This window comes from Micropruina sp. (genome assembly GCF_047606365.1).
GTDB lineage: Bacteria > Actinomycetota > Actinomycetes > Propionibacteriales > Propionibacteriaceae > Micropruina.
Genome location: NZ_JASGEN010000171.1, coordinates 1 through 16,168, shown reverse-complemented (window position 1 = coordinate 16,168; position 16,168 = coordinate 1). Strand labels below are relative to the sequence as shown.

At 69.5% G+C, this 16,168-nt stretch carries 14 protein-coding genes; 8 read left to right on the top strand and 6 right to left on the bottom strand.

All coding sequences use genetic code 11. The features are described from left to right. Positions 1-143 precede the first annotated feature (143 nt). The 4 genes from QM624_RS19620 to QM624_RS19605 are packed head-to-tail and all read right to left on the bottom strand — an operon-like array spanning position 144 to position 4,199. Positions 144-1,112, bottom strand: a complete 969-nt coding sequence (locus tag QM624_RS19620; RefSeq protein ID WP_415094978.1) for a VWA domain-containing protein — start codon at positions 1,110-1,112, stop codon at positions 144-146. After that, positions 1,109-2,053 carry a VWA domain-containing protein gene (locus QM624_RS19615; protein ID WP_298132687.1) on the bottom strand — a complete coding sequence of 315 codons (945 nt, stop codon included), beginning with the start codon at positions 2,051-2,053 and terminating at the stop codon, positions 1,109-1,111. The genes QM624_RS19620 and QM624_RS19615 overlap by 4 nt, the downstream gene beginning before the upstream one ends. 11 nt (positions 2,054-2,064) lie before the next feature. Beyond that, positions 2,065-3,102 (bottom strand): DUF58 domain-containing protein, encoded by a 1,038-nt coding sequence (locus QM624_RS19610; protein ID WP_415094976.1) that lies wholly within the window; start codon positions 3,100-3,102, stop codon positions 2,065-2,067. 20 nt (positions 3,103-3,122) lie between these two features. Further along, the gene (locus tag QM624_RS19605; RefSeq protein ID WP_298132616.1) at positions 3,123-4,199 is read right to left on the bottom strand and encodes an AAA family ATPase; all 1,077 of its coding nucleotides are present in this window, start codon (positions 4,197-4,199) and stop codon (positions 3,123-3,125) included. Between the two features lie 254 nt (positions 4,200-4,453). Between QM624_RS19605 and QM624_RS19600 the strand changes: the two genes are divergently transcribed. From QM624_RS19600 to QM624_RS19590, 3 genes are all read left to right on the top strand, one after another. After that, positions 4,454-5,335, top strand: a complete 882-nt coding sequence (locus tag QM624_RS19600; RefSeq protein ID WP_415094974.1) for a hypothetical protein — start codon at positions 4,454-4,456, stop codon at positions 5,333-5,335. Beyond that, positions 5,332-6,126: an HAD family hydrolase gene (locus tag QM624_RS19595; protein WP_415094972.1), complete on the top strand. Its 795-nt coding sequence runs from the start codon at positions 5,332-5,334 to the stop codon at positions 6,124-6,126. Before QM624_RS19600 ends, QM624_RS19595 begins: the two co-directional genes overlap by 4 nt. A gap of 131 nt (positions 6,127-6,257) precedes the next feature. Further along, positions 6,258-7,595, top strand: a complete 1,338-nt coding sequence (locus QM624_RS19590) for a serine hydrolase domain-containing protein (protein ID WP_415094970.1) — start codon at positions 6,258-6,260, stop codon at positions 7,593-7,595. Positions 7,596-7,802: 207 nt separating this feature from the next. Here the strand turns inward: QM624_RS19590 and QM624_RS19585 are convergent, their stop codons facing one another. Both QM624_RS19585 and QM624_RS19580 read right to left on the bottom strand, forming a co-directional pair. Beyond that, positions 7,803-8,825 (bottom strand): ketopantoate reductase family protein, encoded by a 1,023-nt coding sequence (locus tag QM624_RS19585; protein WP_415094968.1) that lies wholly within the window; start codon positions 8,823-8,825, stop codon positions 7,803-7,805. Positions 8,826-8,980: 155 nt separating this feature from the next. Beyond that, positions 8,981-9,979, bottom strand: coding sequence for an iron-siderophore ABC transporter substrate-binding protein (locus QM624_RS19580; protein ID WP_415094966.1), 999 nt, complete (start codon positions 9,977-9,979; stop codon positions 8,981-8,983). A 96-nt stretch (positions 9,980-10,075) separates the two neighbouring features. Here QM624_RS19580 and QM624_RS19575 point away from each other — a divergent pair, with 96 nt between their 5' ends. The 5 genes from QM624_RS19575 to efeO all read left to right on the top strand — a co-directional run bounded on the left by QM624_RS19575 (position 10,076) and on the right by efeO (position 15,997). Continuing rightward, positions 10,076-11,128 (top strand): FecCD family ABC transporter permease, encoded by a 1,053-nt coding sequence (locus QM624_RS19575; protein ID WP_415094964.1) that lies wholly within the window; start codon positions 10,076-10,078, stop codon positions 11,126-11,128. Further along, positions 11,125-12,183 carry a FecCD family ABC transporter permease gene (locus QM624_RS19570; RefSeq protein ID WP_415094962.1) on the top strand — a complete coding sequence of 353 codons (1,059 nt, stop codon included), beginning with the start codon at positions 11,125-11,127 and terminating at the stop codon, positions 12,181-12,183. Before QM624_RS19575 ends, QM624_RS19570 begins: the two co-directional genes overlap by 4 nt. Further along, positions 12,180-12,998, top strand: a complete 819-nt coding sequence (locus tag QM624_RS19565; RefSeq protein WP_415094960.1) for an ABC transporter ATP-binding protein — start codon at positions 12,180-12,182, stop codon at positions 12,996-12,998. Before QM624_RS19570 ends, QM624_RS19565 begins: the two co-directional genes overlap by 4 nt. A 163-nt stretch (positions 12,999-13,161) precedes the next feature. Further along, on the top strand, positions 13,162-14,757 hold the full coding sequence (gene efeU, locus QM624_RS19560) for an iron uptake transporter permease EfeU (RefSeq protein WP_415094958.1): 1,596 nt from the start codon (positions 13,162-13,164) through the stop codon (positions 14,755-14,757). Continuing rightward, positions 14,747-15,997, top strand: coding sequence for an iron uptake system protein EfeO (gene efeO, locus QM624_RS19555; protein WP_415094956.1), 1,251 nt, complete (start codon positions 14,747-14,749; stop codon positions 15,995-15,997). The genes efeU and efeO overlap by 11 nt, the downstream gene beginning before the upstream one ends. The last annotated feature ends 171 nt before the right edge of the window (positions 15,998-16,168 follow it).

The window sequence follows — 16,168 nt, the reverse complement described above, 5'->3', positions numbered from 1 at the left end:
GCTGGGATGACGGTTATGAGGTGCAGAGGTCTCGACAAGCTCGACCAACGGTTGTGAGGCGGCAGGGGTCTCGACAAGCTCGACCAACGGTCGCTCAGCAGGCTGACCAGCGAGATGCAACAAGCTCGACCAACGGGGTCGCGTCAGGGCCAGCGAGCGCCCAGCGAGATCACCGCGATGGCGGCGAGGATGGCGAAGCCGAACGCGTAACCGGTGTAGATCTCGGTCACCTCCTGCTCTTCCTTCACATAACCGATGGCCTTCGCGATCGAGGCGTACACGTCCTTGAGCTCACCGGACGAGCCGGCGGCGAACTTCTTACCGCCGGAGATGTCGGCGACCCGCTGCAGTTCCTCGTGATTGACCGGGACGGGCTCACGGCGTCCGCCGTCGACGACGTAACCGTCCGCGGTGCCGTAGGCGATCGTGTAGATGGGAATCTTGCGTTCCTTCGCGGCCTGCGCCGCGGTGGCCGACTTGCGTCCGATGTTGGTGAAGCCGTCCGACAACAACACGATCGCGCCGGGTGCCGGGTCGTCGGGATGATCAGGGTCGACCGGGGCCAGCACCAGGGCGTCCAGGGAGGAGAAGATGCCTTCACCGATCGCGGTGGACGGCGCGACCTGCAGCCCCTCGATCGCCCGCGAGACCAGGCCGCGGTCGGTGGTCGGAGCCACCACGATGGACGCCGACCCCGCGAAAGCCACCAGCGCCACGTTGAACCGGGGCGGCAGCATGCCCAGGAAGTCCGTCGCCGCGGCCTTGGCGGCGTCCAGCCGGTTCGGAGCCACGTCTTCGGCGATCATCGAACGCGAGACGTCGATGGCCAGCACGATGGTGGCCCGGTCGCGCGGCACATCGACCTCGTCGCTCGGCTTGGCGAACGCCACGTTGAGCGCCGACAGCGACAACACCGCCGCACCGACGGCGATGTGCCGCTTCCAGGCCTGCTGTTTGGGCAGCACCTTGTTCAGGTTCGAGATGCCGGTGGTGCGGCTGCGGCTGCTCTTGCGGTGCAGCAGCACCAGGTACAGCACCACCAGGAACGGGATCAGCGCCAGCCACCACAGCCGGTCCGGTTCCATGAACGAGATCATCGGAAGCATCATCATGGCCACCTCGCCCCGAGCGACACGGCCGCGAGTGCGGCGACCACCGCGAACGCCAGGCCGTAGCCGGCCCAGGTGGCGGTGATCTCCTTCCGCACCTCTTCGTAGCCGACCTCGCTGCGGATGTTCTTATAAACCGTGTCCAGATCGCCGGCGGATTCCGCGGCGTAGGCCTGCCCGTTGGTCAGGCTCGCGATGCGCTGCAGCAACGCCTTGTCCGGCGGCACCTTCTCGCGCTTGTTGTCCAGGTCGACGTAGCCGTTCTCGGTGCCGTACGCGATCGTGTAGATCGGCACCTTGGCCTTGCCGGCCGCGGCAGCCTCCTGGGTGGGCGACCGGCCGGCGGTGTTCTGGCCGTCGGAGAGCAGCACGATCGCGCCCGGCGGAATGGAGCCGTCCGCCGCCTTCGGAGCCGACTGCAGGGTCGACATCGCCACATTGATCGCGTCGCCGATGGCGGTCGAGTCCTGCAGGGTGAGGGCGTCGATGGCGCGGTTGATCTGCCCGCGGTCGGTGGTCGGTGGCAGCCGGGACGCCGGCGCGCCGGACAGGCTGACCAGCGCCACGTTGTAGGTGGCCGGGATCGACGCGACGAACCGCTTGGCTTCGGTCTTGGCGGCGTCCAGCCGGTTCGGCTTCACATCGGTGGCCGCCATCGACTGCGAGACGTCGAGCACCAGCACGATGGTTGCCCGCTCGCGCGGAACCCTGTCGACACCGCTCGGACGCGACCAGGCGATGGTCAGCGCCACCAGGCTGAGCAGCGACAGGGCGACCGCGAGATGCCGCCGCCACTGCGACTGCACCGGCACCACCGCACCCAGGATCGAGGTGTTGGTGAAGCGCATCCCGGTGCGGTTCCGGCGCCGGGTCAGGTAGATGTATGCGGCGACCAGCACCGGGATGAGCAGCAGCCACCACAGACGCTCCGGGTTCAGGAACATCTGATCGAGATTCACTTGCTCACCCCCTGCGGTGGTTGGTGCAACATGCCTGCCACGCGGCGGTAGGCGAGCACGAAACGGGCGATGTCCTGCACCCAGTCTCTATCGGTACGCAACTGGATGTGCGCGACCCCGGCCCGGCGCAGCGCGATCCGGATCCGTTCCCGCTGGGCGGCGGACGCCGCGTCCATCCGGGCCCGGGCGCCCGCGTCGCTGGTGTTCACATAACGCTGGAAGTCGGTCTCGGGGTCGCGGATCAGGATGTCGCCCACGTCGGGGAACTCGATCTCGCGCTTGTCGATCACCTCGACGGCGAGCACCTGGTTGCGGATCGCCAGCCGCCGCATCGGCCGCTCCCAGTCGGGTTCGACGTTCGGGTCGAGTTCGGAATCGCCGGCCGACAGGAAGTCGGAGATAACGATCCGCATGCCGCGGCGGCGCTGCAGCCGGGTGAGCTGTTCCACCCCGGCGGCCAGGGTGTACGGCCCGGTGCTGTGGTCGGGCACGATCGGCTCGTCGAGCATCCGGCGCAGCAGCCCGTACAGCGCCGTCCGGCCCGAGCGTGCGGGCAGTCGCTTGATCGCGTCCGGACGCATCACCAGGCCGCCGAACCGGTCACCCATCCGCTGCGACAGGAAGCCGATGGTGGCGACGGCGGCGATGCCGAGGTCACGCTTGGTGACCCCCTCGGTGCCCCAGTTCATCGACGGGGTGACGTCGAGCAGCGCCCACACCTCGAGTTCGCGGTCGGCGATGGTGTCGCGGACGTGCGGCGTCTGGGTGCGGGCGGTCACCGCCCAGTCGATCTTGCGGACGTCGTCCTGGCCGGGCACGTACACGCGCGCATCGTTGGTCTCCGAGCCGGGGCCGGGCATCAGGCCGCGGTGGTCGCCGTGCAGGAAGCCCTCCAACCGCCGGACGACGGTCAACTCCAGCCGCCGCAGCGCCGCCTCGGGTGCGAGCTTGTGCAGCGGCAGGGTGGCGCGGGTCGGTTCGCGCAGCACCGACTCCACCACGCCGAGGTCGTCGGCGGGTGGTTCGAACTGCATCTGCTGAGACAACGGCCTCGTCAGTTCTGGTAGCTCGGGTTGTGCCGGTGCTGTCCGTGCGCCTGGTCACGCTGCTGCTGGTTCCACACCGGGGTGGGCGGCGGCACCATCGCGACGATCCGTTCGACCACCTGGGCGGGCGCGATGTTGTCGGCGACGGCGTCGAAGCCCAGCACCAGCCGGTGCGACATGACGTCCTTGGCGACGGCCTGGACGTCAGTGGGCAGCACGTAGTCACGGCCGTGGATCAGGGCCAGCGCGCGGGCGGCCGCGACCAGGCCGAGGGTGGCACGGGGCGAGCAGCCGATCTGGATCACCGGGGTCAGGTCGGGCATACCGAACTCGGCCGGCGTCCGGGTCGCCAGCACCAGCCGGACGATGTACTCGGCGACCAGGTTGTGCACGAAGACGTTGGACGCCTGATCCTGCAGTTCGCGGATCTTGTCGGGGCTCAGAATGTTGGTCGGCTCGGGCGGCTGCACACTCATCCGGCGCAGGATCTCGAACTCCTCGTTGCCGCGCGGGTACGGCACGTCCACCTTGAGCAGGAAGCGGTCGCGCTGCGCCTCGGGCAGCGGGTAGACGCCCTCGGACTCGATCGGGTTCTGGGTGGCGATCACGATGAACGGCTTCGGCACCGGGTAGGTGGTGCCGCCGATCGAGACCTGCCGCTCGGCCATCAGCTCGAGCATCGCCGACTGCACTTTGGCGGGCGCACGGTTGATCTCGTCGGCGAGCACGAAGTTCACGAACACCGGGCCGAGCGCGATGTCGAACTTCTCCTGCCGCGCCGAGTAGATCCGGGTACCGACGATGTCGGACGGCACCAGGTCGGGGGTGAACTGGATGCGGGAGAACTCGCCGCCGACGACGGTGGCGAAGCTGCGCACGGCGAGCGTCTTGGCGACACCCGGGACGCCCTCCAGCAGCACATGCCCCTTCGCCAGCAGGCCGACCATCAGCTGTTCGACCATGTGTTCCTGGCCGACGATCACCCGCTGCACCTGGGCGATCGCCTCACCGAGCAGGCGGGCGGCCTCGCGGGTGGCCGGATTTCCCTGCGGCTGCTGACCGGGGGCCTGGGTCGGATTGGACACGCGTGTCTCCTGCTCGCCGAATACGCCTGGGGCGGGCCTGGCCCGCCGGTTCGCAGGCCACCTTACCGGGCAGGGCTGTCACCTCTCTGTGTGCCGGGCGGGCGTCCGGAAGGTGGCGCGGTTCACAGGGTGTGTCCCCCTCGGACCACGACGCGTGGGGCTTGTCCGGATGATCGGACGGCACCTGGCATCGGGCAGAATGGGACGCCTCGCCCCCACCCGTCGGTTGGGCGCATGTGATGAGATGGGAGCCGATGTCCGAGCAGCAGAACCCGGCACCCGGCGACCCGCAGTCGTCGGGCGCGGTGCCACTGACCCCGCTGCTCGCCGAGGACCCGCCCAAGGTGGGCGATTTCTGGCTGGACGCACGGCTGGTGGTCGCGCCGTCCGGAATCGCGTTCGCCGGGCACGACGAGGCCAACACGCCGGTCATGCTGATCCTGCTGTCCGAGGGCGCGTCGAACGATGCGGCGGCCCGCGACCGGCTGGCGGGCGTGGTGAACGAACTGCACATCGACACCGTGGTGGCCCGCGGCGGCCACGGCCAGGACGAGGGACGGCTGGGCGGCAAGTACCGGCATGAGGACGACGATCCGGTCGACCCCGACGACGCACCGTTGGCGCCCTGGGTCGCCCTGGCCTACGACGGCTCCCCGGCGGCGATCGCCGAGGCCTCCCGGATCCTCGACGACGTGCAGCTGGCCCGGTTGCCGCTGCAGGGCACGCCCGCCGGCCCCGACTACCGGCTGCACTGGATCGATCGGACCGGGCCCGGTGTCGCACGGCTCTGGCCGCTGCCCTGGCCCGGACGCGGTGACCGCGCCGGCTGGGTGTCGATCCTGGCGTCCTGGCTGCTGATGCTGCTGCTGGCGGCGCTGGCGATCCTGATCGCGATCCTGATCTTCCAGCAGTCGCCGCAGCAGAGCCCGCCGCCGCCGGTGCCGCCGACCGGATCCCCACCACCGCAGTCGGCGTCGCCGTCGCCGCAGTCGGGCTCACCCTCGCCACAGTCGGGTTCGCCGTCCCCGCAATCGGGCTCACCTTCCCCGCAGTCGGGTTCCCCGTCGCCGCAGTCGGGCTCGCCCTCGGCTTCGCGCTCCGCAGGCGGGTCTCCGACGCCCAACTCGCGACTATGACCGTTGGGCTGATCGTCACCGATCTGGACGGCACCTTCGTCGACCCGCTCGGTGAGGTGTCGGTGGTGAACCGCGAGGCGCTTACCCTCGCCGCCGATCGCGGTGTGCCGGTCGTGGTCGCGACCGGACGCCCGTCGCGCTGGCTGGACGTCCTGGAGGGACTCCCCGGCCTGTACCCCGAGGTGGTGGTCAGCAACGGCGCCGGCCGATTCGATCTGACCACCCGACGACACACGGTCGTGCACGGGCTCGACCCGCAGCTGGCGCTGGAGGTCGCCGACGACCTGCGGGCCGCGATCCCGGGCACGATTTTCGCCTTCGAGTGGGGTGAGCGGTTCGGATGCGAACCCGGACTGCAGCGCGAGAAGGGCGACTGGCTGACCGAGGCGCCACTGGCCGAACTGGCCGCGATCTCCGAACCGGTGCTGAAGCTGTGCGCGTTCCACCACGAACTGGACAGCGACGCCCTGGCCGCACGAGGCCGCTCGGTGGTCGGTGAACGGCTCACCATGACCCATTCCCACCTGGGCGACTACGGACTGCTCGAGATCAGCGCCCCGGGTGTCACGAAAGCGTTCGGATTGGCCGCGTTGTGTGCAGAGCTGGGCGTCGATCCGGCCGAGGTGGCCGCCTTCGGTGACATGCCGAACGATCTGCCGATGCTGGCCTGGGCGGGCCACGGGTACGCCATCGCCGAGGGACATCCGAGCCTGGTTGGCGCCGGCTTCCGGCTCACCGACGGCCCGCAGGACGAGGCGGTCGGCCGGGTGATCATGCAGCTGCTGGGCTGATCCAGCACCGCAGGTTGAGCTTGTCGACCACCGCCGGTCGAGCTCCGGTTGAGCTCGTCGAAACCGCTGCGGCAGAGGTTTCGACAAGCTCGACCAACGCGACCCAGCGATGGAGGGAATACCCTCAGGCCATGCGGGGGAAGCGTCGGATCTGGGTCCGGGTGGTCGTCGGCCTTCTGGTGGTCGTCGTGGTCGCGGCGACGGCCGGGTATTGGTACCTGAGGCCGCTGCTGCGCACCGGCACCGGGTATGCGGCGCACAACGCGTGTGCGCTGGATGTGATCGCGCATCGTCCGATGACCGAGGATCTGCCGCCCAATCCGCTGGTGCCCTATCTGCGGATCGGCCCGGACGGCGGCGGCTACCGGGCCTCGGTGTTCGGCATGCTCGCCGCCCAACAGGCGTGGCCGGTGGACGGTTTCGGTTGCACGCTGGCGCCGGGGCGTCCGTCTCTCGGAGCTGCCACGCCAATCACGACCGCGTCCAACCCGCTGGCCGGACAGGTCGCCCCGAAACTCACCCCGGGACTGGAGGCCGCCCTGGCCGGCGCCTTCGGCGACGATCTCGATCAGGACGCCCGAGAGCGGCTCGGCACCCGCGGTGTCGTGGTCGTCCGGGACGGCCGGATCGTCGCGGAACGCTATGCGCCCGGCTTCACCGCCGACACCCCGCAACTGGGCTGGTCGATGGCGAAGAGCGTGACCAGCCTGCTCACCGGCGTCCTGGTCGGCGAAGGCAAGCTGACGCTGTCGGACGACCGGCTGCGGCCCGAATGGACCGACGACCGGGCGCGGATCACCGTCGAGGATCTGCTCCGGATGCGCAGCGGGCTCACCTGGGACGAGACCTACGACCTGGGCACCACGATCACCGCGATGCTCTACGACCAGCCGGACATGGCGTCCTTCGTGGCCTCCCAACCGCTGCTTCATCCGATCGGCTCGACTCAGCAGTACTCGTCGGGTTCGACCAACCTGCTGTGCAGTGTGTTGCGCGACCGCACCGGACAGGGAGCCGATCTGCCCCGGGCCGCGTTACTCGCATCCCTCGGCGTGTCGTCGGCGGTGTGGGAGGCGGACGCCACCGGCACGCCGGTCTGCAGCTCGTACCTGTGGGCGACCCCGCGCGACTGGGCGACGATCGGCGAGTTCGCCCGTGCCGATGGCGTCTGGAACGGACGCCGGCTGCTGCCCGAGGGCTGGATGCGACAGACCACCACCGTCGTCACCCCGCCGTCCGCGGAGGACCCGAACTACGCCGCCGGCTGGTGGACGAACCGGACCGCGTCCGGCTCGGTGATCGACCAGCGACTCCCCCGGGACGCCTACTGGGCCAGCGGTCACGACGGCCAGCGGCTGTACGTGGTGCCGTCCGAGAAGCTGGTTATCGTCCGCCTCGGCTTCTCCCCCGCCGCCGACGACATCCGCACCGAACAACTCGTCGCCGACGTCATCAAAGCCCTCGGCTGACCGCCGCGACGTTGATCGAGCTTGTCGAGATCCCTTCCGAGGGGTTTCGACAAGCTCAACCAGCGGCGGCTGGTTCGCACTTCCGGGGACGGTTCTTTGACGTGCGATTTTCGAACGCCGAAGAACCGTCCCCCGATCTGCGATTTTCGAACGTGAAAGAACCGTCCCCCGATGTGCGAGATTCGCACGAAGGAGAACCGTCCCCGATCAACGGAGGCGGGCTAGCAGGGCGTCCGGGTTGTGGCGGTAGGTCTCGATGTCGGCTTCGCCGGCGGTGAGCGCCTCGAGAGTCGAAGTGAGTAGGGCGTTCACCGGGGTGGGGACGCCGACCTGGGAGCCGTGGCGGGCGACGGCGCCGTTGAGGAAGGAGACCTCGGTGCGGCCGCGGCCGCCGTGCAGGTCGATGTGGAAGCTGGGCATCTTGTCGCCGCGTCCCGAGCCGAGCGCCTTGGTCAGGGCCGGCTGGGCGACGAAGCGCGGCAAGCGGGTAGCCAACGCCAGGGCGCGGACCGGCGTGCCGGGCAGATCCACGACGCCGTGGCCGAGCGCCTTCATCACCGCCAGGCATTCCCGCAGCACCGCCACCTCGAGCCGGTAGGTGCGCTTGTCGGAGAACAGTTCGGCGACCGTGCGGTCGAGGATCGCGGACGTGGCATTGCCGGTCAGGTTGGTCAGCAGCTTCGACCACTTCATCGCGCCCGCGTCGGCGAACAGGCGTCCGGACAGCCCGGCCTTCTCCAGCGCGGCCACCAGGGGTTCGCTCAGCCGGTGACCCATCGCCACGCCGATGCCGCGGTGCTTCTCCTCCACCACTTCGCCGATGCCCGGCTTGCTCACCGCGGTCGCGACGGTGCCGGCCAGCACCCGGTCGGCGCCGAGCGTCGCGGCGATCGTCGGTTCGTTGTCGACGCCGTTCTGCAGCGACAGGATGCTGGGCACCTCGTGTCCGGTGGCGACCAGTTCGTCCAGCGCGGTCTGGGTGTCGAACGACTTCAGCGCGAAGACGCCGATGTCGTACGGTCCCGCGGCCAACGCCTCGCCGGCGCTGCCGTGCATCGTCACGTTGGTGACCAGGCGGGTGGCGTCCGCGGTGTGCACCTTCAACCCGCGCGAGGCGATGACTTCGGCGGTGTCGGGTCGTTCGATGAAGCTGACGTCTTCGCCGGCGGCAGCCAGGCTGCCCCCGACGTAGGTGCCGATCGCGCCCGCGCCCAGGAAGAGGAACCTCATGGCAGGACTCTCCCGGGTCTGCCCGCCGCGAGCAAGCGGACGCGACGGCGTCCGACGCCAAACGCTCGCCGAACTATCCAAAGCTCGCGTAGTTCAGCGAGCCCTGAATAGTTCGGCGAGCGCGTGGGTGGGGGTGGACGCCGGCCGGCGGAGGATTACTTCAGTGCGGACTCCAGCTTGGGCACCAGGTTCTCGATGGCGTACTTGGTGGCGATGGTGGTGCCCAGCGAGTAGGCCTGCGCCAGATCGCCGTCGATCACCACGGCGTGCCCGGCCTTGACCGCGGGCACGGCCTTCCAGGCGGCATCACCGGTCAGCTTGGAGGTTTCGATGAAGATCGGGAAGGCGACGATCACGTCGGCGTCGATGTCGTCCAGCTTCTCGGGCGAGAGGCTGACCGAGAAGCCGGTGGCGTCCGGCTTCATCGCGGCGATCTTCGGGTTCTGGGTGAAGCCGAGGTTCTGCATGAAGGTGACCCGCTCGCTGCCATCGATGTAGGCGCCCCAGCCGTCCGCGGTCTTGGTCGCGGCGGTCATCGTCTTGCCCTTCCAGTCCGGGTGAGCGGACGCGGCCGCGGCGAACGCGTCCGAGACCTCCTTGAGCAGCGCCTCGCCCTTCGCCTTCTCACCCAGCGCGGTGGCGATCATCGTCACCTGCTGCTCCTGGTTGGTCAGGTAGCTGTCGCCACCGGTCGGGACGCCGATCGTGGGTGCGATGGACTTCAACCGGTCGTAGCGGGCCTGGTCGCCGGAACCCTTCACGTCGAGGATCAGGTCGGGCTTGAGGCTGGCGATCTTCTCGTACGACGGCTCCAGGGTGCCGATGATCTCGGGCGCCGTGGTGTACATGCCCTTCGCCCACGGACCGACGCCCTCGCCACCGAAACCGAGCCAGTCGGACGCGCCCACCGGCTGAACCCCGAGGGCGAGCGCCGTCTCCGCGTCACCCCAGCCCAGGGCCACCACGCGGGTCGGCTTCGCGCTCACGGTGACATCGCCGAACTTGGTCGATATGGTCGCCGGGAACGCTTCGCCGGTGGAAGCGGCCGCCGTCGGGCTGGTGGTAGGCGCAGCCGGTTGCGCAGGCGAGGAGCAGGCGGCCAGGCCGGCCAGCAGGGTCGCCGCGACAGCTGCCGCGAGTGCTCGTAGACGCATGAAGTTTCCTTCGCTGGATCGAGTGGGACGGGGCATGATCGGCACGCCGATCACACCAGTAGGAAGTTAGGTAAGGCTAGCCTATGATCTCCTCCCGTGACCGCTCTCCGTCCGCACCCTGGCGCCCCACTCGCACCGGTCGGTGAGCGACGCTCCCCCGCCGTCCGTGCCCTCGGGCTGCTGGCTCTGCTCGTCGTCCTCGGCCTCGCGGTGATCGCCAGCCTCGCCGTCGGCGCGCGCGCCATTCCGCCGCTGGAGGTATTGCAGATCCTGCTCGGCCAGAACACCGGGCAGAACGCGGTGGTGGTCACCGATCTCCGCATGCCACGCACCCTGATCGCGATCGTCGCCGGCGCCGCCCTGGGTGTGGCCGGGGCGCTCATCCAAGCCGTCACCCGCAACCCACTGGCCGATCCGGGGATTCTCGGCGTCAACGCCGGCGCCGCGTTCGCGTTGGCCATGGGGACCGGCCTGGCGGGCGTCTCCGGACCCTTCGGCACGCTCACCCTGGCCTTCGTCGGAGCATTCGGCGCCTCGGTGCTGGTCTACTTGATCGGCTCCGTCGGACGCGGCGGAGCCAGCCCCGTCCGGCTGATCCTGGCCGGCGTGGCCCTCGGCGCCGTGCTGGCCGGCATCACCCGTGCGGTGGTGCTCACCGATCGCGAACGGTTCGCGGTGATGACCTCATGGGAGTCCGGCTCCCTGCTCGACCGCGACATCAGCCTGCTCGGCCCTTCCACTCCGTTCGTCCTCCTCGGCCTGGGCATCGCGCTCGCCATCGCGTCCTCACTGAACGCGGTCGCCCTCGGCGACGATCTGGCCTCCGCACTGGGCGCCAACGTGATGCGCACCCGGATCCTCGCGGTCACCGCAGTGATGCTGCTGGCCGGGACGGCGACCGCGCTGGCCGGCCCGATCGCCTTCGTCGGGCTGATGGTGCCGCACGCCGTCCGCTGGATCGTCGGCCCCGATCAGCGCTGGATCATCGGCTATTCGGCCCTGGCCGCCCCGTCATTGTTGCTGATCGCCGATGTGATCGGACGAGTGGCGCTGGAATCCGGCGAGCTGCCGGCCGGCATCGTGACCGCGCTGATCGGCGCACCGGTGCTGATCTTCCTGGTCCGCCAGCGGAAGGCGAGCGAACTGTGACCACTCTCGCCGACGACCCGACCCGGCCCGTCAACCCGCGCGCCGGCAGCATTCCGCTGCCGCTGATCGGTGGCTGGTCTCCTGCCCGTGGCCTCGTCGTCACCACCGTCGTAACCGTCATCGCACTCGCGCTCGCCGTCGTGGCACTCGGTCTCGGCGACCTCCAACTGAGTCCCGGCGAGGTCGTCCAAGCCCTGTTCGCCACCGACGGCAGCTTCACCTCGACCGTGGTGCGGGACTGGCGGCTACCGCGCGTGCTCGGCGCACTGGTGTTCGGTAGCGCGCTCGCAGTGTCCGGCGCGCTCTTCCAGTCGCTGACCCGCAACCCGCTCGGCTCACCGGACGTCATCGGCTTCTCAGCCGGCGCCTACACCGGCGCCCTGGTCGCACTCACCGTTGCGGGGGCCGGCGTCGTGTCGGCCTCCGTGGGCGCACTGGTCGGCGCGCTGCTCACCGCGGTGGTGGTCTACCTGCTCGCCTATCGACGGGGCATGCAAGGTTTCCGGTTGATCATCGTGGGCATCGCGGTGACCGCCATGCTGCACGCCGCCAACCTGTTCCTGCTGCTCCGGGCACAGCAGGAGGTGGCGATGGCCGCCGCCATTTGGGGTGCGGGGTCGTTGGCCCTGCTGGGCTGGCCGACACTGATCCCGGCGATCGTCGGGCTGCTGCTGTGCACCCCCGGATTCATGCTCGCCCCGGGGTTGCGGCAGTTGGAACTCGGCGACGACGCGGCCGCTGCCCACGGTGTTGCGGTGGAGCGTGTCCGGGTGGGCCTGGTGCTGTTCGCCGTCGCCCTGGTGGCCATCGTCACCGCCAGCACCGGCCCGATCGCGTTCGTGTCACTTTCTGCGCCGCAGATCGCCCGCCGGCTGGCCCGTAGCGCCGGCATTCCGCTGATCTCGTCCGCGGCAGTGGGCGCCTTGCTGATGCTCGGTGCCGATCTGATCGCCCAACATCTGATGCCGGTCGACGTACCGGTGGGCATCGTCACCGTCGTGCTCGGCGGCGTCTATCTGCTGACATTGCTGGTCCAGGAAGCGAGGAACCGATGAGCACCCTGCCCACCCCGGAGCCGTTGCGGGCGCCCCGGCTGCGCGCCGAGAACGTCACGCTGCGCTACGACCAACGGGTGGTGAGCACCGACCTGAGCGTGGACATTCCCGACCGGGAGTTCACCGTGATCATCGGGCCCAACGCCTGCGGCAAGAGCACCCTGCTGCGATCGCTGTCACGGCTGCTGCGACCCGCGAATGGCCGGGTCACCCTGGACGGCCAGAGCCTCGACACGTTCAAGCCCAAGGAGTTCGCCCGCCAGGTGGGTCTGCTGCCGCAGTCCTCGATCGCGCCCGAGGGGATCACCGTTGTCGACCTGGTCAGCCGCGGCCGATTCCCGTACCAGAAGCTGGTCCGGCAGTGGACGCCGGCCGACGAGGAGGCGGTGCGCGGGGCGATGACCGCCACCAACGTCGCCCAGCTCGCCACCCGCGAGGTCGCCGAACTGTCCGGTGGCCAGCGGCAACGGGTGTGGGCGGCGATGGCGATCGCCCAGCAGACGCCGGTGCTGCTGCTCGACGAGCCCACCACCTATCTCGACCTCACCCACCAGATCGAGATGCTCGACCTGTTCGCCCGGCTGCACCGTGACGGCACCACGATCGTGGCGGTGCTGCACGATCTCAATCAGGCCGCTCGCTACGCCAGTCACCTGATCGTGATGAAGGCCGGACGGCTGATCGCGGCCGGTCCGCCCGCGCAGGTGCTGACCGTCGACCTGGTCCGCGAGGTGTTCGAACTGAACTGCCTGGTGATCGACGATCCGGCGTCCGGCACTCCGATGGTGGTGCCGACGGACGGACGCTGGCGGTGACCGAGCCGGCGACAGCTCGCCCATCTCGAATGCGGAACGGCGCTCGCCGCCGGTCCGCCCGTACTACGCTGCCTAAGGTTAGGCAAAGCTAACTACCGTCACGAGACCTGGGGAGTCCCAGGTCAGGCACGGTCCAATCAAGACGAACTCGCGGACGGCAAACGTGCTGGCTACCTTCATCATCGGCTTGCGTGAGGGGCTCGAAGCAGCCCTGATCGTCGGCATCATCGCCGCCTTCCTGCGCCGCAACGGACGCTCCCTGACGCCGATGATGATCGGCGTCGGTGCCGCCATCCTGCTCAGCCTCGGCGTGGGTGTCGGCCTGCGCATGGTCGAGACGAGCCTGCCGCAGGCGGCCCAGGAGGGCATGGAGGCGATCATCGGCATCGTCGCCATCGTCTTCGTCACCGGCATGTTGCTCTGGATGAACAGCAACGCGGGCGGCCTCAAACGACATCTGGAAAGCTCCGCGACAGAGGCACTCGGCGCAGGTACCGGACGTGCCCTGGTGGTGATGGCCTTCCTGGCCGTGCTCAAGGAGGGCTTCGAAACCTCCGTCTTCCTGCTTGCCACCTTCTCGGCCTCCACCAACGCGGGATTGGCCGCCACCGGCGCCATCCTCGGCATCCTGACCGCGGCCGTCATCGGCTACGGCCTCTACACCGGCGGCATGCGGCTCAACCTGGGCCGCTTCTTCCGGATCACCAGCGTCTTCCTGCTGCTGGTCGCCGCCGGCCTGGTGGTCAGCACTCTGGGCAAGATGCACGGCGCCGGGTGGATCGACGCCGGCCAGGCCCCCACCGTCGACCTGTCCTGGCTGGCTCCCCCGGGGTCCGTCCAGGGCGCGCTGTTCACCGGCGTGCTGGGCATTCCGCCGGACCCGCGGGTGATCCAGGTGGTCGGCTGGTTCGGCTACGTCATTCCGATGGCGATCTACGTCTACTGGCCGAAGAAGTGGCGTCCGGACGCCCGCGGCGCCGTCCGGCTGCGATTCGGCATCGCCGGAGCGCTGGCCGTTGCCGCCGTGGCGATGTTCCTCGCCGTCGGCCCGGCCCAGATGCCGAGCCTCGGCGCTGCGACGCTGGTCGACTCCAGCGGCCAGACCGCGGGAAGCGTTCGAACCGAGGGCGACCGGGCGATCGTCACCGTCGGGGCGAGCGAGTCGACGATGCCGCTCACCGAGGGGGTGGTCGGTCAGCACCGCACCGTCCCGGACGCCGTCGGCTACCGGCAGGCGTTGGAGCCGGTCGACGCCGGCAGCATGCCGTCCACGCTGACCCTGGATGAGCTGGCCGCCCTCAACGGCGGACGGTTGCCGCTGGGCATCAATCCCCTCGTCGCAAAAGGACCGTTCACCGTCAGCTGGGTGCACAGTGGCGAGCGGCAGCTGTGGCTGGTGGCCGGCGAGGTGCTGGATTTCACCCAGACCGACACCACGACCGCGACGCTCAGCGGCGGCGGACTGGCCAATTCGCGCACGCTCACCCTGTCCGGGACCCTGCCCAACGGCACGCAGCTGGGTTCCGGCTCGTTGACCGTCGACGCCGCCCGCGTCCAGGCCGCCGAGCAGGGCGCCCTCACCCTGCGCACCCAGGGCGTCGAGCGCACCTTCTGGGGACGCGTGTTCCCGGCCCTGCTGCTGCTCTCAGCTCTCATCACCGTGATCCTGGCCGAGCGCTCACGCCGCCGGCTGCCTCAGCCCGACCGAGCGGTCGCGGCATCCGAATCCGAATCAAGGAGGAATCTCAATGTCTCATAGAACCCACGCCGCGGCGGGGCTGGGCGCCGTCCTGGCCCTGGCCGCCGGGCTGAGCGGTTGTGCCGGCAGCACGCCGGCCGCCTCGACCAGCGCGACAGCGTCCGCCCCGGCCGACGGTTCCGCACCGGTGGTCGACGGGGTGGCGCAGGTCAAGATCACCCTGACCGGCGCCGAGGACGGCGACAAGTGCACCGCCGACTTCGCCACCGCGGCCGCCGGCCCGGTCACCTTCACCGTGGACAACGTCAGTTCGACCGCGATCACCGAGGTCGAGATCCAGAGCGAACTGAAGATCCTCGGCGAGAAGGAGAACCTCGCTCCCGGGCTGCCGCCGTCGACCTTCACCATCACGATGAACGGCGGCCAGTACACCCTGTACTGCCTCGGCGCAACGCCCCAGACCCAGCCCTTCACCGTGACCGGCGAGGCCGCCGCGGCACCGTCCGGCAGCACCGCGACCCTGCTGAACCAGGGAACCAAGGACTACGCCACCTGGGTCGGCACCCAGGCCGACGGGCTCAAGGCAGCGGTTGCCGACCTGAAGGCCGCCGTCGACTCCGGTGACGTCGCCAAGTCGCAGGCCGCCTACCTGGCCGCCCGTCCGTTCTACGAGAAGATCGAGTCCGACGTCGAGGGCTTCGTGATGCCCGGCTTCAAGGTCGACGACAACAAGGGCAACCTCGACTACCTGATCGATATGCGGGCCTCCAACCTGGACGAGAAGGTCGGCTGGTCGGGCTTCCACGCCGTTGAGCGCGACCTGTGGAAGGCCGGCAAGATCAGCGACGGCACCAAGAAGTACGCCGCCGACCTGGACACCAACGTCGGCAAGCTGGTCGACGTGGTGAAGACCCTCGAGTTCAAGCCCGAGGATCTCGCCAACGGCGCCGCGGCGCTGCTCGAAGAGGTGCAGTCGGGCAAGATCACCGGCGAGGAGGAGGCCTTCAGCCACACCGACCTGGTCGACTTCCACTCCAACATGGAGGGTGCCCGGCAGGCGTTCGCCTACCTGCAGCCCGGGCTCGAGAAGATCGACCCCGACCTGATGAACCAGGTCGTCACCCAGTTCGGTAACGTGGACGACGCCTTGGCCAAGCTGCGTGACAAGACGGCGCCCGGGGGCTACCTGCCCTGGACGGCGGCGAACCGCGAGAAGCATCGCAAGGAGTTGAGCCAAGCCGTGCTCGCCCTACAGCAGCCGATGCAGAAGATCGCCGAAAAGGTCGCCACCGCCAAGTGAGCGACAGCGGTTGCGGCGGCCCGGGCGGAACGGAGCGGAGACCATGACTGAGGAATCGAATCTCGATCCTTCGGGTCCCGCCGCCGGCTCCCCCGGGCCGTCGCCCGCCCCGTCCGATCCCGCACCCGCCGGCGGGGTGTCGCGCCGTCGGCTGATTGCCGGCGGTGCCGC

Bases quoted from the DNA above. Each gene is read 5' to 3' on its own strand.
- QM624_RS19620 (WP_415094978.1), bottom strand. From the start codon at position 1,112: ATGATGATGCTTCCGATGATCTCGTTCATGGAACCGGACCGGCTGTGG.
- QM624_RS19615 (WP_298132687.1), bottom strand. From the start codon at position 2,053: ATGTTCCTGAACCCGGAGCGTCTGTGGTGGCTGCTGCTCATCCCGGTG.
- QM624_RS19610 (WP_415094976.1), bottom strand. From the start codon at position 3,102: ATGCAGTTCGAACCACCCGCCGACGACCTCGGCGTGGTGGAGTCGGTG.
- QM624_RS19600 (WP_415094974.1), top strand. From the start codon at position 4,454: ATGTCCGAGCAGCAGAACCCGGCACCCGGCGACCCGCAGTCGTCGGGC.
- QM624_RS19595 (WP_415094972.1), top strand. From the start codon at position 5,332: ATGACCGTTGGGCTGATCGTCACCGATCTGGACGGCACCTTCGTCGAC.
- QM624_RS19590 (WP_415094970.1), top strand. From the start codon at position 6,258: ATGCGGGGGAAGCGTCGGATCTGGGTCCGGGTGGTCGTCGGCCTTCTG.
- QM624_RS19585 (WP_415094968.1), bottom strand. From the start codon at position 8,825: ATGAGGTTCCTCTTCCTGGGCGCGGGCGCGATCGGCACCTACGTCGGG.
- QM624_RS19580 (WP_415094966.1), bottom strand. From the start codon at position 9,979: ATGCGTCTACGAGCACTCGCGGCAGCTGTCGCGGCGACCCTGCTGGCC.
- QM624_RS19565 (WP_415094960.1), top strand. From the start codon at position 12,180: ATGAGCACCCTGCCCACCCCGGAGCCGTTGCGGGCGCCCCGGCTGCGC.
- efeO (WP_415094956.1), top strand. From the start codon at position 14,747: ATGTCTCATAGAACCCACGCCGCGGCGGGGCTGGGCGCCGTCCTGGCC.